19 protein-coding genes are annotated in these 24,217 nt (G+C 59.2%); 7 read left to right on the forward strand and 12 right to left on the reverse strand.

Going from position 1 to position 24,217, the window contains the following annotated elements:
* Together FS804_RS17445 and hemA are read right to left on the reverse strand one after the other, a co-directional pair.
* The coding region (locus FS804_RS17445) for a transposase (RefSeq protein WP_144578140.1) at positions 1–594 on the reverse strand (594 nt) is incomplete at its 3' end.
* Positions 595–693: 99 nt separating this feature from the next.
* Complete coding sequence (gene hemA, locus FS804_RS17450) at positions 694–1,911, reverse strand: 5-aminolevulinate synthase (RefSeq protein WP_063948362.1); 1,218 nt, start codon at positions 1,909–1,911, stop codon at positions 694–696.
* A 368-nt stretch (positions 1,912–2,279) separates the two neighbouring features.
* On the opposite strand from hemA, the gene FS804_RS17455 reads away from it, so the two are divergent.
* The 5 genes from FS804_RS17455 to FS804_RS17475 all read left to right on the forward strand — a co-directional run bounded on the left by FS804_RS17455 (position 2,280) and on the right by FS804_RS17475 (position 11,681).
* On the forward strand, positions 2,280–2,531 hold the full coding sequence (locus FS804_RS17455; protein WP_004443753.1) for a YMGG-like glycine zipper-containing protein: 252 nt from the start codon (positions 2,280–2,282) through the stop codon (positions 2,529–2,531).
* Positions 2,532–2,706: 175 nt separating this feature from the next.
* Positions 2,707–4,632, forward strand: coding sequence for an autotransporter assembly complex family protein (locus FS804_RS17460; protein WP_144578142.1), 1,926 nt, complete (start codon positions 2,707–2,709; stop codon positions 4,630–4,632).
* Between the two features lie 45 nt (positions 4,633–4,677).
* A complete protein-coding gene (locus FS804_RS17465; RefSeq protein WP_144578144.1) occupies positions 4,678–8,838 on the forward strand; it encodes a translocation/assembly module TamB domain-containing protein in 4,161 nt (1,386 codons plus the stop codon).
* Between the two features lie 261 nt (positions 8,839–9,099).
* Positions 9,100–9,576 carry a chemotaxis protein CheW gene (locus FS804_RS17470; protein WP_003504949.1) on the forward strand — a complete coding sequence of 159 codons (477 nt, stop codon included), beginning with the start codon at positions 9,100–9,102 and terminating at the stop codon, positions 9,574–9,576.
* A gap of 365 nt (positions 9,577–9,941) precedes the next feature.
* The gene (locus FS804_RS17475; protein WP_186376905.1) at positions 9,942–11,681 is read left to right on the forward strand and encodes a methyl-accepting chemotaxis protein; all 1,740 of its coding nucleotides are present in this window, start codon (positions 9,942–9,944) and stop codon (positions 11,679–11,681) included.
* Between the two features lie 126 nt (positions 11,682–11,807).
* Here FS804_RS17475 and fdhD read toward each other — a convergent pair whose 3' ends face one another.
* The 8 genes from fdhD to FS804_RS17515 form a co-directional block, all read right to left on the reverse strand.
* A complete protein-coding gene (fdhD, locus tag FS804_RS17480; protein ID WP_144578148.1) occupies positions 11,808–12,572 on the reverse strand; it encodes a formate dehydrogenase accessory sulfurtransferase FdhD in 765 nt (254 codons plus the stop codon).
* A gap of 309 nt (positions 12,573–12,881) precedes the next feature.
* A complete protein-coding gene (locus FS804_RS17485) occupies positions 12,882–13,292 on the reverse strand; it encodes a F0F1 ATP synthase subunit epsilon (protein WP_004443766.1) in 411 nt (136 codons plus the stop codon).
* A gap of 129 nt (positions 13,293–13,421) precedes the next feature.
* Positions 13,422–14,876 carry a F0F1 ATP synthase subunit beta gene (gene atpD / locus FS804_RS17490; protein ID WP_063948353.1) on the reverse strand — a complete coding sequence of 485 codons (1,455 nt, stop codon included), beginning with the start codon at positions 14,874–14,876 and terminating at the stop codon, positions 13,422–13,424.
* A 23-nt stretch (positions 14,877–14,899) separates the two neighbouring features.
* Positions 14,900–15,778: a F0F1 ATP synthase subunit gamma gene (locus FS804_RS17495; RefSeq protein ID WP_063948352.1), complete on the reverse strand. Its 879-nt coding sequence runs from the start codon at positions 15,776–15,778 to the stop codon at positions 14,900–14,902.
* A 31-nt stretch (positions 15,779–15,809) separates the two neighbouring features.
* Positions 15,810–17,339: a F0F1 ATP synthase subunit alpha gene (atpA, locus tag FS804_RS17500; RefSeq protein WP_063948351.1), complete on the reverse strand. Its 1,530-nt coding sequence runs from the start codon at positions 17,337–17,339 to the stop codon at positions 15,810–15,812.
* On the reverse strand, positions 17,339–17,905 hold the full coding sequence (locus tag FS804_RS17505) for a F0F1 ATP synthase subunit delta (protein WP_186376873.1): 567 nt from the start codon (positions 17,903–17,905) through the stop codon (positions 17,339–17,341). The genes atpA and FS804_RS17505 overlap by 1 nt, the downstream gene beginning before the upstream one ends.
* 261 nt (positions 17,906–18,166) lie before the next feature.
* Positions 18,167–18,553 (reverse strand): phage infection protein, encoded by a 387-nt coding sequence (locus FS804_RS17510; RefSeq protein WP_144578152.1) that lies wholly within the window; start codon positions 18,551–18,553, stop codon positions 18,167–18,169.
* A gap of 80 nt (positions 18,554–18,633) precedes the next feature.
* On the reverse strand, positions 18,634–20,850 hold the full coding sequence (locus tag FS804_RS17515) for a primosomal protein N' (RefSeq protein WP_144578154.1): 2,217 nt from the start codon (positions 20,848–20,850) through the stop codon (positions 18,634–18,636).
* A 121-nt stretch (positions 20,851–20,971) separates the two neighbouring features.
* Here FS804_RS17515 and FS804_RS17520 point away from each other — a divergent pair, with 121 nt between their 5' ends.
* Both FS804_RS17520 and FS804_RS17525 read left to right on the forward strand, forming a co-directional pair.
* Entirely contained in the window at positions 20,972–21,919 is a 948-nt protein-coding gene (locus FS804_RS17520; protein WP_144578156.1) for a tyrosine recombinase XerC, read from the forward strand.
* An 80-nt stretch (positions 21,920–21,999) separates the two neighbouring features.
* Positions 22,000–23,097 carry a TraB/GumN family protein gene (locus FS804_RS17525; protein ID WP_144578158.1) on the forward strand — a complete coding sequence of 366 codons (1,098 nt, stop codon included), beginning with the start codon at positions 22,000–22,002 and terminating at the stop codon, positions 23,095–23,097.
* On the opposite strand, the gene FS804_RS17530 is transcribed toward FS804_RS17525, so the two are convergent.
* Together FS804_RS17530 and FS804_RS17535 are read right to left on the reverse strand one after the other, a co-directional pair.
* Positions 23,081–23,569 (reverse strand): DUF2867 domain-containing protein, encoded by a 489-nt coding sequence (locus FS804_RS17530; protein WP_186376875.1) that lies wholly within the window; start codon positions 23,567–23,569, stop codon positions 23,081–23,083. The two genes, FS804_RS17525 and FS804_RS17530, sit on opposite strands and share 17 nt — an antisense overlap.
* 86 nt (positions 23,570–23,655) lie before the next feature.
* Complete coding sequence (locus FS804_RS17535) at positions 23,656–24,156, reverse strand: cytochrome b (RefSeq protein WP_144578162.1); 501 nt, start codon at positions 24,154–24,156, stop codon at positions 23,656–23,658.
* Between the last annotated feature and the right edge of the window lie 61 nt (positions 24,157–24,217).

Below are 24,217 nucleotides of genomic sequence, written 5' to 3' on the forward strand. Positions count from 1 at the left end.
CGGCTCGCGCTCTTTCTCTTTCAATGGCTTCTGGCCATGGGATATGCGCTCCGCCTCGATCGCCCGATCCAGATCGGCCCAGTAATCCGCGCGCGACTTCTGGAGCAGGGCGAGATCGTATTTGCCCTTGTTGGCGTTGGCCTTCAGGTGGGTGGAATCCGTGTAGAGTACAGTCCCATCCACCAAGCCGTGCTTGATCGCCTGCTCGACAATCGCATCGAAGATGTCCTGGGCAACGGATGTGTCGTTGAAGCGGCGGCGGCGGTTCTGCGACAGCGTCGAGGCATCGAAGACCCGGTCAGTCAACTTCAGGCGCAAAAACCAGCGATAGGCGACGTTCACCTCGATCTCGCGCACCAACTGACGCTCCGAGCGCACTCCAAACAGGTAGCCGATGAACAGCGCCTTGAACATCAAGGTCGGGTCGAGCGGCGGACGACCATTGTCGGCGCAGTAAAGGCCTGCAACGCGGTCATGAATGAAGGAGAAGTCGATCACCGCGTCGATCTTGCGGAGCAGGTGATCTTGCGGGACCAGGCTATCGAGCGTCACCATCTCGAGAGCAGTCTGTTCGGGAGCAGGTTTCTTCAACATGTCCCAATGAATCACAAACCCCCAGCTCACGCCAGGGGTTTGTCAGCAGTCTGAGGCCGCGTAAACGCGGCCCAAAAGTCTTCGATCCAGAAACCGGCCTTACGCCACCGCACGCGCCAGCGCGCAGTGCGACCAAAGCTGGTGCAGTGCGCCAACCAGGTTTTCGATATCCGCATCGCTATGCAGCGGGGTCGGGGTGATGCGCAGGCGCTCGGTCTTGCGCGGAACGGTCGGGTAGTTGATCGGCTGCACATAAACACCGTGGCTATCGAGCAGGATATCCGAAATCCATTTGCACTTTGCAGCATCGCCAACCATGACCGGCACGATGTGGCTGGGATTGTCCATATGCGGAATGCCGCGAGCGTCGAGAAGCCCGCGCAGCTTGCGCACGCGGTCCTGATGACGGGCCCGCTCGAAAGGGCTCGCCTTCAGGTGCTGGATCGAAGCAATCGCGCCGGCGGCGAGCGACGGCGGCAGTGCCGTCGTGAAGATGAAACCGGAAGCGAAGGAGCGGATGAAATCGCAGACCGCGGCGGAGCCGGTAATGTACCCGCCCATGACGCCGAAGGCCTTGCCGAGCGTTCCCTCGATGATCGTCAGGCGATCCATCAGGCCTTCGCGCTCGGCAATGCCGCCGCCGCGCGGGCCGTACATGCCCACAGCGTGGACTTCGTCGAGATAGGTCATGGCGCCATAACGATCGGCGAGATCGCAGATTTCCCTGATCGGCGCGATATCGCCGTCCATGGAGTAAACGGATTCGAAAGCGATCAGCTTCGGCGCGTTCGGATCAGCGGCTTGGAGCTTGGCCTCGAGGTCCTCCAGATCATTGTGCTTCCAGATCACCCGCTCACAACGGCCATACCGGATGCCCTCGATCATCGAGGCATGGTTGAGCGCGTCCGAAAAAATGATCAGGCCAGGTATCTTCTGGCCGAGCGTGCCGAGGGTGGCCCAGTTCGAAACATAACCTGAGGTGAAGATCAGCGCCGATTCCTTGCCATGGAGGTCAGCAAGCTCGCGCTCGAGCAGGACGTGATAATGGTTGGTGCCAGAAATATTCCGGGTGCCTCCCGCACCCGCGCCACAGTGATCAATGGCGGCTTTCATGGCTTCGATGACTTTCGGGTTCTGGCCCATGCCGAGGTAGTCGTTGGAGCACCAGACGGTAACGTCCTTCCGCTCGCCATCGGCGTTGTAGCGTGTCGCGCGGGGAAAGTTGCCCTGCTGCCGCTCTATATCCGCAAAAACGCGATAACGTCCCTCAGAATGCAGGCTTTGCAGTTCCGTCGTGAAAAATGCCTCGAAGTCCATGCCATGCTCCAGAATTGACCAGATCGTTCTCTGCCTCGTTGCCGGGACCGTCAACCCTTGCGGGTCATTTTAGCCGCCACTGCGTCAATTCGCCGTTGTTTTGAACCATTCCAATAAACCGTTTATAGCCGCTCATGAAAAGCGCAAAATTGATTCACATCAAAAAAGCGGATTTTTGGAACCTTTTTTGCGCCGCGCCGTTGTTTGGGGCACAATCGATTTACGCTCGGAGGAATGCCTTGGTGGAGGCTTCCCTAAACGACATCGAATTGTTAGTTATCTGTGGCGGTCGGAGGTAGCAGTCGCCGCAGATAAATATGGGACGCCTACCGAGCCAAAGAGCTCATTGTAACGTTGGAGAGAGTTTCATGAAAAAGGCAATCATATTTGCGCTGGTCGGCCTGTCGCTCGCAAGCTGCACGCAGACTGAAAAGGGTGCTTCGATTGGTGCCGTTTCCGGCGCTGTCATCGGTGGCGCGGTCACTGGTAACGTTCGTGGTGCGGCTGTTGGCGCAGCGATCGGTGGCGTCGGTGGTGCTCTGATCGGCAACGCTTCCGAGCCTGGCTATTGCTATTATCGCGACCAGTACGGCCAGCGTTACACGGCACGTTGCCGCTAATCGCTTCGCGAATAACAGTTGCACAGAAGCCCCGGTCACCCGGGGCTTTTTGCGTTATTGGCTGCAAAACAGCTGCCCGAGGGTCCTCAAAGCCGTTTATTTATGATTAAATTGCAACGTTAACGGACAGGAAACGGGTTAGGGCGACAATAAAGCCTCAACCATAAAGCAGCTTATGCGAAGAACACGAACTAACCCGAAGACAGGTATTGCGTATCGGAAAGCTGGCACCGCTCTTGCGGTTGCTTTCACGTTCGTCCTGTATCCGGCGTTTGCGCGTGATGCCTTTGCCTTCAAGCTCTTCGGCGTCCGCCTCTGGGGTTCCGAGGAACCGGAGGTCGAAGTCATCAATCCCGTCGCTTTTTCCGTCACCCTGAATGCCCCGGACGCCGATGCATCCTTGAAGGAAAGCCTGGAAAACAGCTCTCTTCTTCTGTCAGACAAGGACAAGCCAGCCTCCGGCGACCTCGGCCTATTGATAAAGGCGAGGGACGACCGGGACAGGCTGATCGCGTCGCTCTACGAAACCGCCCGTTACGGCGGCCTCGTGAACGTGACGGTCGCCGGCAAAAATGTCGATGACCTGCCGCCCAACCCTGTATTCGATCATCGTGCGCCCGTTCCCGTTGTCATAACCGTAACGGCGGGCCCGAAATTCACGCTTGGGAACGTTCGCCTGGAAGGCGATGTCGCGGGCCGCAATCTCGAAGAATATGGCCTCGTCACCGGTGGCGATGCCGGATCGCTCGCGATCATCCGCGCCGGCAACAAGCTTATCGACGACCTGAAGGCCGAAGGAAGGCCGCTTGCCAAGTTGACGAAACGGGAAGCGGTGGCCAACCACGCGACGAACACGGTCGATATCACCATGGCGGCCGAAGGTGGCCCCGTCGCACCGCTCGGCACCGTTACCGTGACCGGCGAAAAGACCGTCGACGGCGATTTCATCCGCCGTTATTCCCGCCTCAATGGCGGCGAGCCCTATTCGCCTGAGAAGCTGCGAAAGGCTGCGGACCGTTTGCGTCAGCTTGGCGTCTTTTCCAGTCTGACGATCAAGGAAGCGGGAACCCTCGCGCGCGACGGCACCATTCCGCTGACAATCGAAGTGTCCGAAGGCAAACACCGTTATTTTGGGGCTGGCGCGCAATATTCCACCACGGAAGGCATCGGGCTTCAGGGATACTGGGGCCACCGAAACCTGTTCGGCCAGGCGGAATCACTGCGTATCGAAGGGTCCGTTTCCCGCATCGCCGAAGCATCAAGCGTCGACGGCATGGATTATTCGGCTGGCATCACCTTCACCAAGCCCGGCATGTTCAACCCGCGTACCACCTTCAAGACGAGCCTGATCGCGAAGACCGAGCACCCCGACACCTATGACGCGAAGACCGTGACGGGCACGGCCGGCTTTGCCTATGAACTGAACGATACCGATACGGCCGCAGCCGGCCTCGAGGTCCAATGGGCGGATACGGAAGATGCCTTCGGCAAGAACCAGTATCTGACGACATCCATACCTCTGGAGTTCGTGCGCGACGCACGTGACGACAAGCTGAATCCGACGGAGGGTTTTCGGGCATCGGTCGCCGCGAAGCCGAGCTACGAGGCACTCAACGGCACGTTCTTCTCCTCCTTCGAAGGCTCGATCACCGGCTACAAGGGCCTCGGCGCCGAAGACCGGCTGATCATGGCGGGAAAACTTGCCGGCGGCGTGCTGGTTGGCGGTAGCGATCTGCAGGACATTCCCACCACCAGACGCTTTTATGCTGGCGGCGGCGGCTCCGTCCGCGGCTACAGCTACCAGGAAATATCACCCTACAATACCGCTGGCGACGCAACCGGCGGCCGCTCGTATGTCGTGGGCTCCGTTGAAGCCCGCATCAAGATCACCGATACGATTGGCATCGTGCCTTTCATCGATGCGGGCGTTGTTTCAGACGAGGTAACCCCGGATTTTTCCGATATCCGGGCTGGTGCCGGTATCGGTTTGCGTTACGCAACACCGTTCGGGCCTCTGCGTCTCGATGTCGCCATGCCGCTTGAAAAATATGATGGCGGTAACAGTTTCGGCATTTATGCGGGCATTGGCCAGTCATTTTAAAAGCCGCAGTCGAACACCCTTACAATAGAGTGTAGTTTACTTTTGATGAGAACTTTGATTCGATTGCTGAAATGGTTGGGCTACGCTGCGCTCTGCGGCGTCGCGCTGGTCTTGCTTGCGGTTTTATTCATCGGCTTTACCCCGATGGGGGCGAGAATCGCAGCAAAACAGATTTCGTCGCTCATCTCGACGCCGGATCAAATGATCGCACTCTCGACACCGAGCGGTCTTCTGACAGGGCGACTGCGGCTCGACAATGTCACGCTCTCGGACCGGCAGGGCCCCTATGCCCGCATCAACGAGATCGCCGTCGACTGGTCGCCGCTTTCGCTGCTGGCCGGAACCTTCCATGCCGACCGGGTATCGGCCGGATCGATCAGTGTTGAGCGCAAACCGCTGCCACCTGAGCAGAATAACAGCAGCAAGAGTTCCAGCAGTTCATCGTTGCCCATCGAGATCACGGTCGATAGTTTCAGCTTCCCGGAGATCAGCCTCGGCGAACCGCTTCTCGGTCGCGCCTTCGATCTCTCCGCGGAAGGCAATCTCAAGGCTGCCCCGGATGACATGCGCCTTTCGCTTGCCGCACACAGACGAAATGCCGTCGATGCGGAAGTCAACGCCGACATCGCCTTCCTGCCGAACGAAAATGTCCTGAAGCTGAAGGCAGAGATGAAGGAGCCGGAAGGCGGCCTCCTCGCAACGCTGCTGTCGCTGCCGGGCACGCCTGCCGTAGCGCTGGACCTGAACGGCGACGGCCCTCTTTCCAGCTGGACGGGTACGCTGCGCGGCAGTGTCGCCGGCAACGCCGTCGTCAACGTGACCGGCCGCCACCTCCTCGGAGATGACGGCACGCGGCGGATCGAGATTGCCGGCGGCGGTCAGCCGGATATGCTTCTGCCTCCCGCCTTCCGCCAGCTTTTTGCTGGCGAGACGAAGCTCGATGCAAATGCAACGCTTTTCCCGCAGGGGCGCATCGAAATCGGCAGCAGCACCCTTGAAACCGGCACCCTGCTGTTGACGGCATCGGGCTCTGTCGATCCGAACGGTCAGAACGATCTTGCCGCGAACCTTATCGGCACTGCCGGCCCTGTGGATTTCCGCTGGCCGCTCGAGAATGGCGAAGTCCAGGCGCTGATTAACGGCCTCGATCTCTCTCTCAAGGGAAACGCTGACGCCGCGCATCTCGACACGACCGCTTCCTTGCGGAGCTTATCCCTGCCGCAGGGCAGGCTCGACGATGTCAAGCTGACAGCCGAGAGCGCCGATCTCAACATCGCCAACCGTAGCGGCACGATTGCAACCGTTCTGTCCATTGCGCAGTCGTCCTTCGTGAGTGCGGATATCGACCGGCTCGTGCGCGCTCCCCTCACCATAAAGGCGCCACTTGGCCTCACCTCCTCGGCCGTCAGCTTCAGTGGTGCAACGCTTGAGAGTGCAAGCGTCGGCGGCACGCTGAATGGCAGTTTTGATTTTGCCGGTAACCGCCTCACCTCCAGCGTTCAACTCTTCGCATTGCCTGCGACGCTTCCTCCAGCGCTCGCCGAAAAATTCGACAGCACCATCGCCCTTCAGGGTGATGTCGACGTGACGATCGGCGGGCGCACCAGTGTCGAGAACCTGGCTATCAAGTCCGGAACGATCGAGGCGGAAGGTAATGTCAGTCTCGAAAATGATGCGCTGAGCGCCAACCTCAAGGGCAAATTCCCGGCGCTGGAAAAGCTGACGCCCCAGGCGAAGGGTGTCGCCGATTTCACCATCGAAGCGAGCGGCGCGCTCGCCGCCCCTGACTTCAATGTGAGCCTGACGTCCGAAAGTGCGCTGCTTGCGGGACGGCGGCTAGAGGCCCTGACCGTCAACGCCTCCGGCAAGGCTGACCCGGCCGCGCCGCAGGCCAAGCTGACGGCGAGCGGAAGTCTTGACCGGCAGAAGATCGACGCCAATGCCAATGTGGTGCAGACCGAAAAAGGCACGGCAATACCGGAACTCAATATCACCGTTGGCCGTAACGTCCTGAACGGAAAGCTGGAATTTTCGCAGCAATTCCTGCCGACGGGCAATCTTTCCTTTAATTTTCCCGATCTTTCCCTGCTGGCGGCTCTCGCGGCTCAGCAGGCGGATGGCGACATCGCCGGCGATATCGCGCTAAGCAATATCGACGGCAAGATCGCCGCAACGATCAAGGCTAACGGCGGCAGCATTCGCCAGGGCACGACAACGATTTCAAAACTGGCCGCCGATATCGCCATCGACGACCTCAAGGCGCTCGCCATCAATGGCAGGATCAGTGCCGACAGCATCAATGCCGGTGCCGCCGCAATATCCGGCCTGAGCGCCACCATTGGTCATTCCGGCACGACGACGCAATTTGATGTCAACGGCCGGTATGACAATGCGCCGCTGGTGGTGAAAGGCAGTGCCGAAACCGGCGGATCGCCGATGACGGTCCGGCTCGACGCTTTCTCGGCGGCGCCAAGGGGCATTCCGGTGCGTCTGGACAAACCCAGCACCATCGCTATTCAGAACGGCACTGCCCGAATCTCCGGTTTGACCATCGTGACCGGCGACGGACGCATCGAGGTCAACGGATCGGCTGGATCGACGCTCGACATCAACGCCGAGATCAGTTCGCTGCCGGCCAGCCTCGCCAATGCCTTCGCCACCGGCCTGGATGCAGCAGGCAGCATTTCCGGCACGGTCAGTGCCAAGGGCGCAGCGTCCAACCCCTCCGTCGATTATAATCTGAACTGGGCCAATGCGGAGGTCGCGCAGACCCGCGCTGCAGGGCTTGCTGCGCTCGGCATCAAGGCCAATGGCCGTTTTACTGGCGGAAACCTTCAGATCGACACCAACGTCTCAGGCCAGGGCGGCATGTTGCTCTCCGGAGGGGGCTCGCTCGGCATCGCTGGCAACCGCCCGCTTTCTATGTCGTTTTCAGGCAGGTTGCCCTTCTCCGCCGTCGCAGCGCAGACCGCAGCGCAAGGGCTTGATGTCGACGGCACCGCAGCCATTGACGTGAAAATTTCCGGCAATGCTTCGGCTCCTGTTGTGACCGGCACCATCACCACGGACGGTGCGCGCCTGACCGACGTGCGCAGGAACCTCACCGTCAACGACCTTGGCGCGACCATCACTTTCGACCGCGACCGCGCCGTCATTTCCCGGTTGAGCGGCAGGCTGGCCGGTGGCGGAACGATCTCGGGAACGGGCAGCGTCGGCATATCAGGCGGCGGATTCCCGGCAGATATATCGATCAGGCTGGATCGTGCCGGTTACAATGACGGCACGCTGGTGACGACAGTGGTCAGCGGCACGCTGACGCTGAAGGGCCCTTTGCTGAATTCCCCTGTGCTTGGCGGTAATCTGACGCTGGACAGGAGTGCCATCACCATTCCGGAAAAACTTCCGGCCTCGCTGACGGAAATCGACGTCAAACACAAGAATGCGTCGCCAAAGGTGCGTGCACAGGCCAAGGCGCTTGGCGCTGATCAGGGTGGCAGCGGCAGTTCCTCGACGATCAATCTCGACTTGCAAGTGAACGCCCCGAGCGGAATCTTCGTTCGCGGACGTGGCATCGATGCAGAACTCACCGGTAACCTCACCATTCGCGGCACCGCTGCCGCTCCCGCCATTTCCGGCGGATTCGAAATGCGTCGCGGCCGGCTGGAAATCCTCACCCGTCGCCTGGATTTCACAACGGGCAATATCACCTTCGGTGGCGGGCTTGTTCCCGTTCTGGACATGAAGGCGGATTCGACGGTTGGATCGACAACCGTTACGGTGTCGGTGTCAGGCAATGCCAACGATCCAACCTTTGCCTTCTCTTCCGCCCCTGCCCTGCCGCAGGATGAAGTGATGGCACAGCTGATCTTCGGCCAGTCCATGTCGAAGCTATCGGCGCTGCAGATCGCGCGGCTGGCCGATGCCGCCGCTCAGCTGGCGGGCGGGCGCTCCACCTCCCTGTTCGATAAGCTCAGAAGTAATCTTGGCGTCGATGATCTCGATATTTCCACCGATTCCCAGGGACAGGCTCGCGTTTCCGCCGGCAAGTATCTCAATGAAAGAACCTATCTGGAACTGCAGCAGAGCGGCGATTCCGGTGCAAAGGCCATCATCAATCTTGATGTTGGCCGTGGTGTAAAACTGCGCGGGGAGGCCGGCGGCAACGGTGAAGGCGCGGCGGGCATTTTTTACGAGAAGGAATATTAGCCTTTCTAGTAAAACTGTGAAGCGGTTTTACGCAAGGACGCTGCGTAATATAAAAAAGGCTTTTTCCTGATCTGAAAAAGCGAAAAGTCTGCTTGACCGCTTCGCATTTAGGTTTGCGAAACCATCTCGTGCTACGACTCTGCCATTGAAGACGGAAATATTTTTTCCGGCTGTTCAGGCACCAGGCAGAACGCCAAATTCGCATTGCAAGTGTCGGTGCACTTGCGCCGGCCTCCACAGCGAGCATTGGGAAGAATTCTGATGGCAATGATTAACTCTACCAATTTTGGCGGTGAGACGCTCGAAATCATCGCATTCCGCCTGCATGATCAGGAATTCTGCGTGAAGACGACGACCATTCGCGAAATCCGCGGCTGGGCGCCTTCCACGCCCATTCCACACGCGCCGAAAGACGTCATCGGCGTCATGAACCTGCGCGGGTCGGTTATTCCGATCATCGATCTTGCACACAAGCTCGGCATGAAGAGCACCGTTGCCAACGAACGCAGTGCCATCGTGGTAGCAGAAGTGCACAACATGGTCATTGGCATGCTTGTAGACCGGGTGTCGGACATCCTCACGATCCCGGCAAACCAGGTTCAGCCGGTTCCGGAAATCTCGGCCTCTTTCGACAAGTCTTATTCTGAAGGCATCATTGCCAACGAACACGGCATGATCTGCTTCCTGAACCTTGCGAAGATGTTCAAGGGCACAGAGGCAGAAGACCTCGCAGCATAAGCGCACCTTGCCCGCTGGCAGCATCAAGTGTGACGACTGACCAATCCACACCGCCGGAGCCGCCGCCCGGCGGTTTAGTTTTATGCTGTCGAGGGCAACATTAAAATAAGAACATTTTAATATTATAGATATCTAATATTAAAAGCCATAGATCAGAACCGCGCCGACTTGTAATCGTATACGGACGATACCTGACCCAGGGCCGACATAGAGAAGTGCCTGCATCGCCGCTTCGCGGCAAACCTGTTCGTTGTTCAACGTGATATGGCGTGGCGCGCACCCGGGTGTGCAGCTTGCCGCGCCCTAGGGCTGATTTTGGGGGACGTGTAATGCTGGGTTTAGGGAAAAGTGCCGACAATAAAAACATGCTCGACGCCATTTCGCGATCGCAGGCGGTTATTGAATTCGATCTTAAAGGAAACATCCTGACGGCGAATAAGAACTTCTGTGCGGCGCTCGGTTATGAGCTCACCGAGATCGTCGGCAAACACCATCGCATCTTCTGCGACAACACGCTTGCCACGTCGCGCGCCTACGACGAATTCTGGGCATCTCTCGCCCGCGGCGAGTTTCAGGCCAAAGAGTATCGCCGTGTCCGCAAGGACGGCAGCGTTATCTGGATCGAGGCCTCCTACAACCCGGTTTTCCGCTCCGGCAAACCATACAAGGTCATCAAGATCGCCACCGATATCACCGCCAAGAAGATCAAGGCGGTGGACGATGCCGGCAAGCTTGAGGCACTGTCCCGCTCGCAGGCAACCATCGAGTTTCTGCCCGACGGCACCATCATCACCGCCAATCCCAACTTCTGCGCAACGGTGAATTACGATCTGAAGGAAATCGAAGGCAAGCACCATCGGATGTTCTGCGATCCTGCCTATGCCGCCTCTACAGACTACGCGAATTTCTGGCCGCGTCTGGCAAGCGGAGAGTTCATTTCCGACGAATTTGTTCGTTACGGCAAGAATGGCAAGGAAATATGGATTCAGGCGGCTTATAATCCCGTTGTCGATGATGCCGGAAAGGTTGTGAAGGTGGTGAAATTCGCCACCGATGTCACGCCGCGCATGAGCGCCATCAGCGCTCTCGCTGGAGCGCTGCGATCACTCGCCGAGGGCGATCTTGTCCAGCGCCTCGACACCAGTTTCGTGCCAAGCATGGAGAAGCTCAGAGCCGACTTCAACGAAGTAGTCGGCAAATTGCAGGCCACGATGCAGACCATCGCTCACAATGCCTCGACAATCGCCTCAGGCTCCGGTGAAATCAGGATCGCCGCCGATCAGCTCTCCCAGCGGACCGAGCAACAGGCGGCGTCACTGGAAGAGACCGCTGCCGCCCTTGAAGAAATCACCACCACCGTTGCCGATGCCAGCCAGCGTGCTGGTGAAGCGGGTAAGCTGGTGCTGCGGACAAGGGAACATGCCGAACATTCCGGCGATGTCGTGCAGCAGGCCATATCCGCCATGGATGCGATTTCGCGCTCGTCAGGCGAGATCACCAATATCATCGGCGTCATCGATGACATTGCTTTCCAAACCAACCTGCTGGCATTGAACGCAGGCGTTGAAGCGGCCCGTGCCGGTGAAGCGGGCAAGGGCTTTGCGGTGGTCGCGCAGGAAGTCCGGGAGTTGGCCCAGCGCTCTGCCGTCGCCGCCAAGGAGATCAAGTCGCTGATCAACACTTCCCGTCAGCAGGTTGCGAGCGGCGTCGATCTCGTCGGCAAGACGGGCGACGCGTTGCGCGATATTCAGTCGCAGATGGGAGAAATAGACGCCAACGTTTCAGCCATTGTTGAAGCATCGCGCGAGCAGGCAAACGGGCTGAAGGAAATTAACCAAGCTGTCAACATCATGGATCAGGCGACCCAGAAAAACGCGGCCATGGTTGAAGAAACCACGGCCGCCAGCCACGGCCTCGCCAATGAGGCAGACAATCTCTACGAGCTGCTGCGACAGTTCAAGATTTCCCGCGAGGCTGCAGCGTCATCTCATCAGCCTCTCGACAGAAAGGCCGCCACCGTTACACGCCTGCCGGCCCCCCAGCAACCACGATTCGCTCCGGCAAAAACATATGCAAACGCGGCTGCGGAATGGGCCGAATTCTAGAATATTTGCAGCCGCAGCGTATTCGCTTCGGCGTCGAACAATGCGGCAAAACAGGAAAGAGCATTTTCGGTAATCGCGTGATCAGCGGACATAATATGAGTCACCGACCTCACCAACGCACGGATCTTAAAAAATGATCCGGTCTAGACGGGTGAAGATTTCAAAATCTTCACCCCGGACCAGCGCGACAAGAGTAATCCCGGCTCTTTCCGCGGTCTCAATCGCCAGTCCGGTGGGCGCAGAAATGGCGGCCACCACGGGGCAGCCCAGGAGTGCGGTTTTCTGGACCATTTCCACTGAGAGGCGGCTGGTGACCACCACAATCCCGCTCGCTGCGGAGATGCCCGCATTCATGACGGCGCCCGCAAGCTTGTCGAGCGCGTTGTGGCGCCCGACATCCTCACGCGCGGCCCGCAGGCCGCTTCCCGGCTGGTAAAAGCCAGCGCCATGAACCGCTCTCGTCTCACGGTTCAATGCTTGAGCGTCATTCAAGGCTCTCATGGCGGCGACGATGTGCTCACTTCCAACCGACATCGAGATACCGCTGACATTGGGCACGAGGCGGACCGCCTGCTCTATCGACTCGATGCCGCAAAGACCGCAGCCAACGGGGCCAGCCATGTGCCGGCGGCGCGCGCGCAGCGCATCCGCCTCCGCGTCCATGAGATCCACCTGGACGTCGAATCCCTCTCCGGCTTCAACGACCTCGATGGCGTTGATATCGCCGCGCGCCGATATGATGCCCTCGGTCAGGCTAAAACCCACCGCGAAGTCTTCCAGATCTGCCGGGCTCGCCATCATTACGGCGTGGGTGCTGCCACCATAAGAAAACGCGATCGGCACTTCCTCAGGGACCGCACGGTCGCCTTCGGCCAGAATGCCGTCGCGCATGGCGGTTCTCGAAACGACCCGAAAGCTTGTTTGTGCCGACACCGGGACTCATCCTCCGTAAACATGAAGCGCCGCTTCATTCTGCGGTGGCAGCCACAGTGCCACCTGACCCTCGCTACAACATCTAACCCATAGTGCAGAAATTCGGAATCGATTTGGGAAGATTTACGCTGGTTCAATTTGTATCGGACTGATCCGGCCGCTGCCTCCCCAACTGCGCGGCGCTTGAAACAAAAAAGCGACCCTGAAGGCCGCTTTCTGCTTTATCTCTTTTGTGGGCAGTCATTCCGAAGAACCCGCCCGGTGCTTTCAAGCAGCAACGAGAACCTCATGCAGGTTCGTCAGTTCGTAAAGGTGCTTCTCAAGCTTTGTCAGATGCTCGTGGTGATGATTGCCTTCTTCGATTTCCGCCTTAGCCGCGTCGATGCGCCGCTGCAGCGTGTCGGGAGACATATCATCGGCCGAAACGGCGGATTCGGCAAGAAGCGTGCAGCCCGTCGGGAGAATATCGGCGAATCCACCGAAAACGACATATTTGTGCGTTTCACCGGAGGCGAACTTCACCGTTACCAGACCCGGCTTGATCGTGGTCATCGTCGGCGCATGGTTGGCCAGAACGGTCATTTCACCCAGCGTAGCCGGGATGACGACTTCCGTAACCGTTTCGGAAACGAGCAGACGCTCCGGGGAAACGAGATCGAATTTGAAACTGTCAGCCATGGCTATTCACTTCTTTTCAATTACGCGGGCGTCACGGACTTGTCTGTTACAATGCCGACAAAGCCTTTTTGGTTTCGCCATCATTGCCGGCAAGGCGCGCGGTTAAACCACGCGCCCGCCAATTCATCATCAGGCAGCTTCGCCAGCCAGCTTCTTTGCCTTTTCGATGGCTTCTTCCATCGAACCGACCATGTAGAAGGCAGCTTCCGGCAGATTGTCGTATTCGCCGTTGACCAGGCCCTTGAAGCCCTTGATCGTGTCTTCGAGAGCAACGAGCTTACCCGGAGAACCCGTGAAGACTTCAGCGACGAAGAACGGCTGCGACAGGAAGCGCTCGATCTTGCGGGCGCGGGCAACCGTCAGCTTGTCTTCTTCCGACAGTTCATCCATGCCGAGGATGGCGATGATGTCCTGAAGAGACTTGTAGCGCTGCAGGGTCGACTGAACCTTACGAGCCACTTCATAGTGCTCTTCGCCGACGATCATCGGGTCCAGCATACGCGAGGTGGAGTCGAGCGGGTCAACAGCCGGGTAGATGCCCTTTTCAGCGATCGAGCGCGACAGAACCGTCGTTGCGTCCAGGTGGGCGAACGAGGTGGCCGGTGCCGGGTCGGTCAAGTCGTCGGCGGGAACGTAAATGGCCTGAACCGAGGTGATCGAGCCCTTGGTCGTCGTGGTGATGCGTTCCTGCATCTGACCCATGTCGGTTGCGAGCGTCGGCTGATAACCAACGGCCGAAGGAATACGACCGAGAAGAGCCGACACTTCCGAACCAGCCTGCGTGAAGCGGAAAATGTTGTCCACGAAGAACAGAACGTCCTGGCCTTCGTCACGGAAGTTTTCAGCGATCGTCAGACCGGTCAGAGCGACGCGAGCGCGAGCGCCCGGCGGTTCGTTCATCTGTCCGTAAACCAGCGCAGCCTTGGAGCCTTCGCCACCGCCGAGCTTGTTGACGTTCGATTCGATCATTTCGTGGTAAAGGTCGTTACCTTCACGGGTACGCTCACCAACGCCGGCGAATACGGAGTAACCGCCGTGTGCCTTGGCAACGTTGTTGATGAGTTCCATGATGAGAACGGTCTTGCCAACGCCAGCGCCACCGAACAGACCGATCTTGCCGCCCTTGGCGTAAGGAGCCAGAAGGTCGACGACCTTGATGCCGGTGACGAGGATCTGTGCCTCGGTCGACTGTTCGACATAAGCAGGGGCGTCCTGGTGGATGGCGCGCTTGGAAGCGGTCACGATCGGACCAGCTTCGTCAACCGGCTCGCCGATGACGTTCATGATACGGCCGAGCGTTTCCGGACCAACCGGAACGGAGATCGGAGCGCCGGTGTTCGAAACGCTCTGACCGCGAACCAGACCTTCGGTCGAGTCCATGGCGATCGTGCGAACGACGTTTTCACCGAGGTGCTGCGCGACTTCCAGAACCAGGCGGTTACCGTTGTTCTCGGTTTCGAGCGCGTTCAGGATCGGAGGCAGTTCGCCTTCGAACGCCACGTCGACAACAGCGCCGATAACCTGGGTAACCTTGCCCGCGCCGTTCACCGCTGCGGTTTTCTTGGGGGTAGCTGCCTTAGCCATTATCCTTACCCTCTTTCCTTACCTCAGAGCGCTTCCGCGCCCGAAATGATTTCAATGAGTTCCTTGGTGATCTGAGCCTGACGCTGACGGTTGTAGGACAGCGTCAGCTTGTTGATCATCTCACCGGCATTGCGCGTTGCGTTATCCATCGCGCTCATCTTGGCGCCCATTTCGCCGGCAACGTTTTCGAGCAGAGCCCGGAAAACCTGAACCGAAATGTTGCGCGGAATAAGGTCTTCCAGAATAGAAGCCGCATCCGGCTCATATTCGTAGACGGCGTTCTGCGTTGCGGCATCCTCTTCCACAACGGGCGTTGCGGCGGGAATGAGCTGCAGGCCGGTCGGGATCTGGCTGATGACGGACTTGAATTCCGAATAGATCAGCGTGCAGACATCGAACTCACCGGCGTTGAAGAGCGAAATCACCTTCTTGGCGATCTGGTCGGCGTTTTCAAAACCGACCTTCTTCACGTCGCGCAACTCGATGCGCTCGATGATGTTGGCTGCAAATTCGCGACGCAGCGCGTCGTAACCCTTCTTGCCGACCGTGATGATCTTGACCGTCTTGCCTTCCGAAATCAGCTTGCGGGCGTGATCGCGGGCAAAACGGGCGATTTGCGAGTTGAAACCGCCGCAAAGGCCACGCTCAGCCGTGCAGACGACGAGCAGATGCACATCGTCCTTGCCGGTGCCGGTCATCAGCGCCGGAGCAACGTCCGCCTCAACCGCATTCGCGATATTGGCAAGAACGGCGCTCATGCGCTGAGAATAAGGCCGGGCGGCCTCCGCAGCTTCCTGGGCGCGCCGAAGCTTCGCCGCGGCGACCATTTTCATCGCCTTGGTAATCTTCTGCGTCGCCTTTACGGAGGCAATGCGGTTTTTCAGATCCTTTAGTGAAGGCATCCGTTATCCGTCCGAGTAAAAGAGCCCTGATTTAAGAGAAAGACTTGGCGAAATTATCAAGAGCGGCCTTGAGCTTGCCCTTGGTATCGTCGCTGATAGCCTTTTCCGTGCGGATGGTGTCGAGGATCGCCTTGCCTTCCGACCGGAGGTAGGAGAGCAGACCCTGCTCGAACTTGCCGACCTGTGCGACTGCAACCTTGTCGAGGTAACCGTTGACGCCGGCGAAGATCACCGCAACCTGCTCTTCCGTCTTGAGCGGCGAGAACTGCGGCTGCTTCAGAAGCTCGGTCAGGCGAGCACCGCGGTTCAGGAGGCGCTGCGTGGAAGCATCGAGGTCCGAACCGAACTGGGCAAAAGCGGCCATTTCGCGATACTGAGCAAGTTCACCCTTGATCGAGCCGGCAACCTGCTTCATCGCCTTGATCTGGGCGGCAGAGCCAACACGCGAAACCGACAGACCGACGTTAACAGCCGGGCGGATACCCTGATAGAACAGGTCGGTTTCGAGGAAGATCTGGCCATCGGTGATCGAGATCACGTTGGTCGGAATGAACGCCGAAACGTCGTTACCCTGGGTTTCGATGACAGGCAGAGCCGTCAGCGAGCCAGCGCCCATTTCGTCGGAGAGCTTTGCAGCGCGCTCGAGAAGACGCGAGTGGAGGTAGAAAACGTCGCCCGGATAAGCTTCGCGGCCCGGAGGACGGCGCAGCAGCAGCGACATCTGACGGTAGGCAACGGCCTGCTTGGAAAGGTCGTCGTAGCCGATGAGGGCATGCTTGCCGTTGTCACGGAAGTACTCGCCCATGGCGCAACCGGCAAACGGTGCCAGGTACTGCATCGGGGCCGGATCGGAAGCTGTCGCAGCAACGATGATCGAATACTGCAGCGCGCCGCGCTCTTCCAGAACCTTCACGAACTGGGCAACGGTCGACCGCTTTTGGCCGATAGCGACGTAGACGCAATAAAGCTTGTCGCCGTCAGGACCATTGTCGTGAATGGCCTTCTGGTTCAGGATCGTGTCGAGAATGATCGCGGTCTTGCCGGTCTGGCGGTCGCCGATGACGAGCTCGCGCTGGCCACGGCCAACCGGGATGAGGGCGTCGATGGCCTTGAGGCCGGTCGACATCGGCTCATGAACCGACTTGCGCGGAATGATGCCGGGAGCCTTGACGTCAACGCGCGAACGCTTGGCGGCATTGATAGGGCCCTTGCCGTCGATCGGGTTGCCGAGCGCGTCAACGACGCGGCCGAGCAGTTCCGGGCCAACGGGGACGTCAACGATAGCGCCAGTCCGCTTTACGGTGTCGCCTTCCTTGATGTCACGGTCGGAACCGAAGATAACCACGCCGACATTGTCGGCTTCGAGGTTGAGCGCCATGCCGCGGATGCCGCCCGGAAACTCGACCATTTCACCAGCCTGAACATTGTCGAGACCGTAAACGCGAGCAATACCGTCACCGACGGAAAGCACCTGGCCGACTTCCGAGACTTCCGCCTCGTTGCCGAAATTTTTGATTTGATCTTTCAGAATTGCGGAAATTTCCGCGGCGCGGATATCCATCAGCCAACCTCTTTCAGTGCAAGCTTAAGGGTGGAAAGTTTGGTGCGAAGAGACGTATCGATCTGGCGGGAGCCGACCTTGACGATCAGACCACCGAGGATCGAGGGATCGACGGTAACGGAAACCGCCACATCCTTGCCGGTAACGCTCTTCAGCGCCGCCTTCAGTTCAGTTTCCTGCGCCTCGTCGAGCGCATGTGCCGAGGTAACCTCGGCGGTGATTTCGCCGCGGTGGGCGGCAGCAATGGTGCGGTAGGCGTGGATCATGCCGGGAACGGCAAAGAGACGGCGATTATTCGCAACGACCTTGAGGAAATTCAGCGCGAGACCGTTGATGCCGGCCTTTTCGCAGATTGCGGTGATTGCCTTGAACTGGTCCTCGGCGGAAAATACCGGGCTCGCAACCAGACGCTTCAAATCATCGCTTTCGTCGAGAAGAGCGCCAAACTTGTCCAGTTCGGCCTGAACCGCTTCGACCGTACCCGCTTCCAAAGCAAGCTCGAAAAGCGACGACGCATACCTTTCCGCTACACCGGATGTTCCCTGGGAGGTCTCTGCCACGGGCACTTTTTCCCTGCTAATCGTCCAAGACCATCAGCGATGGGGCTCCACCGCATCAAATTCTTGAAATCGTTTCAATTTCCCCGAAAAAGACCGGAATTCCCCCCTGCCTTTTCCCAATTTCGCGGTCCGTCTAGCATAGGACGCCGGGACTCGCAACACGCGTAATAGCGGAAAGCGCCGTTTGGGCAAGGGGGAATGCGTTTTAATTTTCCGATTTCGCTCAGGATCAAGCGCCTGTGAGGCGCAAAAGCCAAAAAGCCGGTTTCAGACCAGCCCGAAGACGTAGCTCAACGAGAGTGCGGCGAGCAGAAAGTGCACAACCAGAAGTAAGAGATTCCGCATGCTTGCGCCACCATCAGAGAGGATGGAGAGTATCCCGCCGAACACGCTGAGGCCGAATGCCGCACCGAAGGCGAGATAGACCATGGGCTGGGCGAGAAGCAGGGCGGCGGCGCCGAGGCCGAGATAAAAGCCGGAAAGCGACGAGCGCACCAGCGCATAGCCATCCCGTCGTTCGCCGGCGGGCAGCAGACCGAAAGCCCGAAGCGTCAAGCCGGGTGCAAACATGAAAAACAGCCCGATGATGGCCGATACCAACGCCGCGCCGAAAGCCAACTGTTCGCCGAATTCGGCCGGAAAATAAAACTCCATATCGTTCCCCAATCGATTCTGTTGTTCGCTCGCCTTATGCCACGGTCGCGACAGCGGGAAAACGCCTGCGCCCGCAAAGTTCAGAGGAAACTTTGCGGATCGATATCCAGCTGCACATGCACGCTGCCGCGCTCCTTCGGACCATTGGCCAGAAGCGTGCGCAGAAACGACTGCATGTCGGAATTGCGCCGCCCGTGTACCAGCAACCGAAAACGGTGCCGACCGCGGATCAGCGCCAGCGGCGCTTCCGCCGGGCCAAGCAGCATGATGCCGGTTACCTGCGGGGCCGCAGCCCTCAGACCTCTCGCATGCGTTTCCGCTTCTCCGCGCGTATCGGCCGATACAATGATCGAGGCAAGCCGTCCGAAGGGCGGTAGCACGGCCTTTTCGCGCTCCACGATCTCCCTTTCGTAGAATGCAGAGGCATCACCGGAAACGATGGCCTGCATGACCGGATGTTGTGGCTGATAGGTTTGCAGCAAACCATGGCTCTTGCGCCCCGTTCTCCCGGCGCGCCCCGTTACCTGCGAAAGCAGCTGAAAGGTTCGCTCCGCCGCACGCGGATCGCCATTGGCAAGGCCGAGATCGGCATCAACGATGCCAACAAGCGTCATCAGCGGAAAGTTATGGCCCTTGGCAACGAGCTGCGTGCCGATAACGATGTCTGCTTCCCCTTTAACGATGGCCTCCAACTCCAGCCGCAGCCGCTTGACGCCCATCAGATCGGAGGAGAGCACGATGGTGCGGGCCTCGGGGAAATGTTTCTCCACTTCTTCGGCGATGCGCTCCACACCCGGCCCGCAAGCCACGAGATGATCAAAAGTGCCGCATTCCGGGCAATGATCGGGCGTTGGCTCGTTATGGCCGCACTGATGGCACTGCAACTGATTGCGGAACCGGTGCTCCACCAGCCAGCTGGAACATTGCGGACACTGGAAACGGTGGCCGCAGACCCGGCAAAGCGTCAGCGGCGCATAGCCGCGTCGATTGAGGAACAGCAGCGCCTGTTCACCCTTTTCGATCGTCTTGCCGATCCCACGCAGCAGGACGGGTGACAGAAACCCTCCGCGCTCCGGCGGGTGTCGGCGCATATCAACGAGATGAAGGTCCGGCATGGCCGCATCGCCAAAACGCGTGTGCAGGTGAATCGTGTTGTAACGGCCGGAACTGCCGTTCACCTGGCTTTCGACAGATGGCGTGGCCGAGACCAGCACGACCGGGAATTCGGCGATCCGCGCCCTCACAACCGCCATGTCGCGGGCATTATAGAAAACACGGTCTTCCTGCTTGTAAGCCGGATCATGCTCCTCATCGACAATGATGAGACCAAGATTATTGAAGGGAAGGAAAAGCGCCGAGCGCGCGCCGGCTACCACCTTCACCTCGCCGGTGACAGCCTGCCGCCAGACTTTTTCACGCATTCGGGGTGAGACGTCGGAATGCCATTCCGCCGGTTTTGCACCGAACCGATCCTGAAAGCGCTCCAGAAAGGCCGCTGTCAGGGCAATTTCCGGCAACAGGATGAGCACCTGCTTGCCTTGCCTGAGCGTTTCGGCCACGGCCTCGAAATAGACCTCGGTCTTTCCGGAGCCCGTCACGCCGTCGATCAACGAGACATGAAAACCGCCCCTGCGCACATCCTCCAGTATCTCCGAAGCGGCCTGTCTCTGCGGGCCCTCCAGACGCGGTTCGACATAATCAGGGTCAGGCTCGGGCACCACTGGCGGCGCGGGCAGGAAGATCGTCTCGAACACGCCCTGTTTCACAAGGCCGTCGATGACGCTGGTCGAAACGCCGGCGGCATGAGCAAGCCCGCTCTTCGTCCAGCCGTGCCCTTCGGCCGCCAGCTCCATCACCCGCTCGCGGGCGGGGGTCAGGCGCTCCGGCTTGCCTTCCGTCAGCCGCAGCCCCTCGATCATCGGCTCGGGATCGAAGGCGGCCGGCGCGCGCAATGCCATGCGCGCCACGAGACCGGGCGGAGACAGCGTATAGGCGGCAACCCAGTCCACGAAGCGGCGCATTTCCGTCTTCATGGGCGGGCACTCGAAACTCTTGGTAATGGGCCGCAACTTCTTCGGATCGACAGCTTTCTCTCCGGTTTCGTCCCACACCACGCCGAACACCTGCCGGGGGCCGAGCGGCACCTGAACGACGGAACCAGTTTCCACCACCATATCTTCAGGCACAGCGTAACTATAGGGCCCGGGCGCCGGCATGGGCACAAGAACGGGCACCGTGCGCGTGGGCGACGGCGGGTCGAACAGAGCCCCAAACAGATCGGACGAATCTTTTGCCATGATGTGGCGACCATGCCCCGGCGACAGGAAAAAGGAAACCGCCCGGATGTAGGGCGCTCGCCCCGCAAAGTCCACCTCTTAACCAAATGCTGACCATAGGCGCATATATTCACGCTGTGGAATGGAGCGCCGCGTGACCGAAATCCTGACATTTGCCGACCCCGATCTGCTCACCGAGCGCCAGGCCTGGCTGACGGCGCTTGGCGGTGAGCGCCGCCTTTCCGACAATACCGTCGAAGCCTATGAGCGCGATACGCGTCAGTTCCTGACCTTCCTGACAGGCTATATCGGCAAACCAGCCTCCATTGCGGATATTGCCGATCTTCGTCCTGTCGATCTGCGCGCCTTCTTGGCTAACAGGCGCAAGGAGGGCGTTGGTGCGCGTTCCCTCGGCAGGCATCTGGCGGGTCTGCGCTCCCTGCTCCACCACCTTCAGCGAAAAGGCCTTGTCAATGCCGCCGGCGCCACCGCCATGCGCGCGCCAAAACAACCGAAATCCCTGCCGAAACCGCTGACCGATCGGCAGGCGCTGAAGATCACGACATCAGAGGCACAGTTAAATGAAGAGCCATGGATCGCAGCCCGCAATGCGGCCGTCCTCTCGCTGCTCTATGGCTGCGGGCTGCGCATTTCAGAGGCACTCAGCCTCACGCCAACAGATTTTCCGCCCGGCGCACGCAGCCTGCGTATAACAGGCAAAGGCAACAAGACACGGATCGTGCCGCTTTTGGCCGTGGTCACCGAAGCGGTCGATACCTACAGGAAGCTCTGCCCCTATGCCCTGTCGGCGAGTGAACCGCTGTTCCTCGGCGCACGCGGCGGCAAGCTGCAGCCCGCCATCATCCAACGGGAAATGCAGAAGCTGCGCGGCGCGTTCGGCCTTCCGGAAAATGCCACGCCGCATGCGCTGCGCCACTCCTTCGCCACTCATCTTCTGGCCGGCGGCGGTGATCTGCGCACCATTCAGGAACTGCTCGGCCATGCGAGCCTCTCCACCACACAGGTCTATACCGGCGTCGATTCGGCAAGATTATTGGAAATCTACGACAACGCGCACCCTCGCGCATGACACAGGAAATGGTTAACCATAAACATTAACCAGACGTCCAAACGGCCGTTCTATAAGCGAGCGAGAACCGGATTGGACCGATGCAAAGCCTGATGAAACCTGAAAATCTGACCGCCACCCTCATGGGCAAAACCGGCGATGCCCTGCTCTGGCTGCTGGCCGCCCTGCATGTCACAGCCGTTGCCATCCTCCTCATGACCCTGCTGTCACTGGGCGAGGCGGAGGCCGCCGAGCAGAAGGTCACCTGCACGGGCAGCGATATTCTCGTAGACATGCGTAAAACCGATCCGCAAGCTTTCGCAAAGATCGAGCAGGAAGCGGCAGCGATCCCGAACGGCAAGGGCAACTTCTGGCGCATCGAAAAGGCAGGTACCCTCCCATCCTATCTTCTCGGCACCATGCATGTCACCGATCCGCGTGTTCTGGAGATGCCGGCCGCCGCCAGACCCGCCTTTGAGAAGGCAGCGACTGTCATCGTGGAGTCGGACGAAATCGTTGACGACAAGAAGGTCGCGGCGTCGCTGCTGAGCAAGCCTGAACTCACCATGTTTCTGGATGGCAAATCAATCACCGACATCCTGTCGCCCGAAAATGTTTCGCGTCTCGAAAAGGGCTTGAAAGAGCGGGGCATTCCGCTGAATGCGGTTTCGCGGATGAAGCCCTGGATGCTCTCGAGCTTCGTCGCCCTTCCTGCCTGCGAGTTCGCCCGCAAGGCAACGGGCCTCTCCTTTCTCGACAAGAAGCTTGCCGAAGACGCGGTTGCGAACGGAAAGCGCCTCGTCGGGCTGGAGACGATGGTCGAACAGCTGACGGCCATGTCCGAGCTGCCGATGGAATTTCATCTTCAGGCACTGATCGAAACGCTGGAACTGGGCGACCGCATGGATGACGTGATGACGACCATGACCGATCTCTACGTCGCCGGCGATATCGGCATGACCATGCCCATGCTGAAAAGCATCGACCCCAAAAAGACAGCGGCGGAAAGCGAACAGGGCTACGCCGCCTTCGAACAGCGCATTATCACCGACCGCAATCACGTCATGGCAGACCGCGCCACACCTGAGCTTGCCAAGGGCAATGTCTTCATGGCCGTCGGCGCGCTGCATCTGCCGGGCCAAGAAGGCCTTGTCGAACTGCTGCGCGCAGAGGGCTTCACCCTCACGCGGGTCGATTGACCCACTCACTTCCGGTGCTGACAGGCCGGACATTGGCGCAAAACGGTCGCATCGTCGCCGGCACAATACGACGGTGAAACGGCCCGACAGCAAGAAGATAGAGCCGTCCGAACAGATTCTTGCGCCTGACGATGGTGGTGACACTCACCAGCTGGTGGCTTCCTTTTTCTTCGAGATCAACGACGATCCGGAAATCGAGATGACGGTCATCGAAACCCAGCACGGTCCGCTCCCGGCTTGAGGAAAGAACCGGAAATCCACCCGCCGAAGCGCCGGCCACCAACTGGACCGTTTTTAAGCCGAAGAGCGAAACGACACGGTTTCGAAGCGCCATCAGCGCGCTAATCCATCCCGGGGGATGATCGAGGAGGAGCCTGCTCACATCGAGCGAGGTCGTTCCCGGCGTCATCATTTCGCCCTGAAAACAATCGCACCAATCGGCGCCCGCCAATATCTCTTCGATGTTTCGCATCCCTGAACCCCAGCCGCACGGTGCGGCAGGGGCCAGCATCTTCTTTTTCCAGCGGGGAGGAAACGCGACAAACCGCCGCTTGGACCCTAGCCGTGCGTCATGCGCCTCAGGAGATTGGTGCGCCAATAGAACTGGTGCACAAGGACAGCCACGACATGGCCCGCGATCAAAACCCACATCAGCACCTTGAACGGGCCGGAATGCAGATCGCCTGCCGCGCCCACGCCAAAGTAATAGGCAGCGATGCCGGAGAGTGGCAGGATGAAGAACAGCGCGTAAAGCGTAAAATGCGCCACTTTCGCGGCAATCTGCGCGACACGCGGCTCCTCAGGCGGATGTGGCGGCACGCCCTGCATCAGCCGCAGACAGAGGCGCACGACCGCAAGGAAAAGAACGGTGAAACCCACATAGGCGTGAATATTCGCCGATGACAGCTGATCCGGCGTCAATGCCTCTCCACGCCGCATCAGACGGTAGGCATGTTCCATGCCATCGGGAAACAGGAGGTTGAAGAGGATCAGAAGCGCCATCGCCCAATGGATGATGCGCTGTGGAACCGTGAAGGAAACTTGAGTGCGATACGCCATTTTATTGCCTTTTATCAAAAGGTTAGACAGGCTGTGTCGCGAGTATGAGAAACCCCGGCCT

It is taken from the genome of Agrobacterium sp. DE0009, from assembly GCF_007680755.1.
Classification (GTDB): Bacteria; Pseudomonadota; Alphaproteobacteria; order Rhizobiales; family Rhizobiaceae; genus Agrobacterium; species Agrobacterium tumefaciens_B.

Excerpts from the sequence above, each read along its gene's own strand:
- atpD (WP_063948353.1), bottom strand. The coding sequence starts at position 14,876 with ATGGCTAAGGCAGCTACCCCCAAGAAAACCGCAGCGGTGAACGGCGCG.
- FS804_RS17525 (WP_144578158.1), top strand. The coding sequence starts at position 22,000 with ATGCAAAGCCTGATGAAACCTGAAAATCTGACCGCCACCCTCATGGGC.
- fdhD (WP_144578148.1), bottom strand. The coding sequence starts at position 12,572 with ATGCGCGACGGCATTCTGGCCGAAGGCGACCGTGCGGTCCCTGAGGAA.
- FS804_RS17475 (WP_186376905.1), top strand. The coding sequence starts at position 9,942 with ATGCTCGACGCCATTTCGCGATCGCAGGCGGTTATTGAATTCGATCTT.
- FS804_RS17520 (WP_144578156.1), top strand. The coding sequence starts at position 20,972 with ATGGAGCGCCGCGTGACCGAAATCCTGACATTTGCCGACCCCGATCTG.
- FS804_RS17455 (WP_004443753.1), top strand. The coding sequence starts at position 2,280 with ATGAAAAAGGCAATCATATTTGCGCTGGTCGGCCTGTCGCTCGCAAGC.
- FS804_RS17470 (WP_003504949.1), top strand. The coding sequence starts at position 9,100 with ATGGCAATGATTAACTCTACCAATTTTGGCGGTGAGACGCTCGAAATC.
- FS804_RS17495 (WP_063948352.1), bottom strand. The coding sequence starts at position 15,778 with ATGCCTTCACTAAAGGATCTGAAAAACCGCATTGCCTCCGTAAAGGCG.
- FS804_RS17535 (WP_144578162.1), bottom strand. The coding sequence starts at position 24,156 with ATGGCGTATCGCACTCAAGTTTCCTTCACGGTTCCACAGCGCATCATC.
- FS804_RS17515 (WP_144578154.1), bottom strand. The coding sequence starts at position 20,850 with ATGGCAAAAGATTCGTCCGATCTGTTTGGGGCTCTGTTCGACCCGCCG.
- atpA (WP_063948351.1), bottom strand. The coding sequence starts at position 17,339 with ATGGATATCCGCGCCGCGGAAATTTCCGCAATTCTGAAAGATCAAATC.
- FS804_RS17510 (WP_144578152.1), bottom strand. The coding sequence starts at position 18,553 with ATGGAGTTTTATTTTCCGGCCGAATTCGGCGAACAGTTGGCTTTCGGC.
- FS804_RS17465 (WP_144578144.1), top strand. The coding sequence starts at position 4,678 with ATGAGAACTTTGATTCGATTGCTGAAATGGTTGGGCTACGCTGCGCTC.
- hemA (WP_063948362.1), bottom strand. The coding sequence starts at position 1,911 with ATGGACTTCGAGGCATTTTTCACGACGGAACTGCAAAGCCTGCATTCT.
- FS804_RS17460 (WP_144578142.1), top strand. The coding sequence starts at position 2,707 with ATGCGAAGAACACGAACTAACCCGAAGACAGGTATTGCGTATCGGAAA.
- FS804_RS17485 (WP_004443766.1), bottom strand. The coding sequence starts at position 13,292 with ATGGCTGACAGTTTCAAATTCGATCTCGTTTCCCCGGAGCGTCTGCTC.
- FS804_RS17530 (WP_186376875.1), bottom strand. The coding sequence starts at position 23,569 with ATGCGAAACATCGAAGAGATATTGGCGGGCGCCGATTGGTGCGATTGT.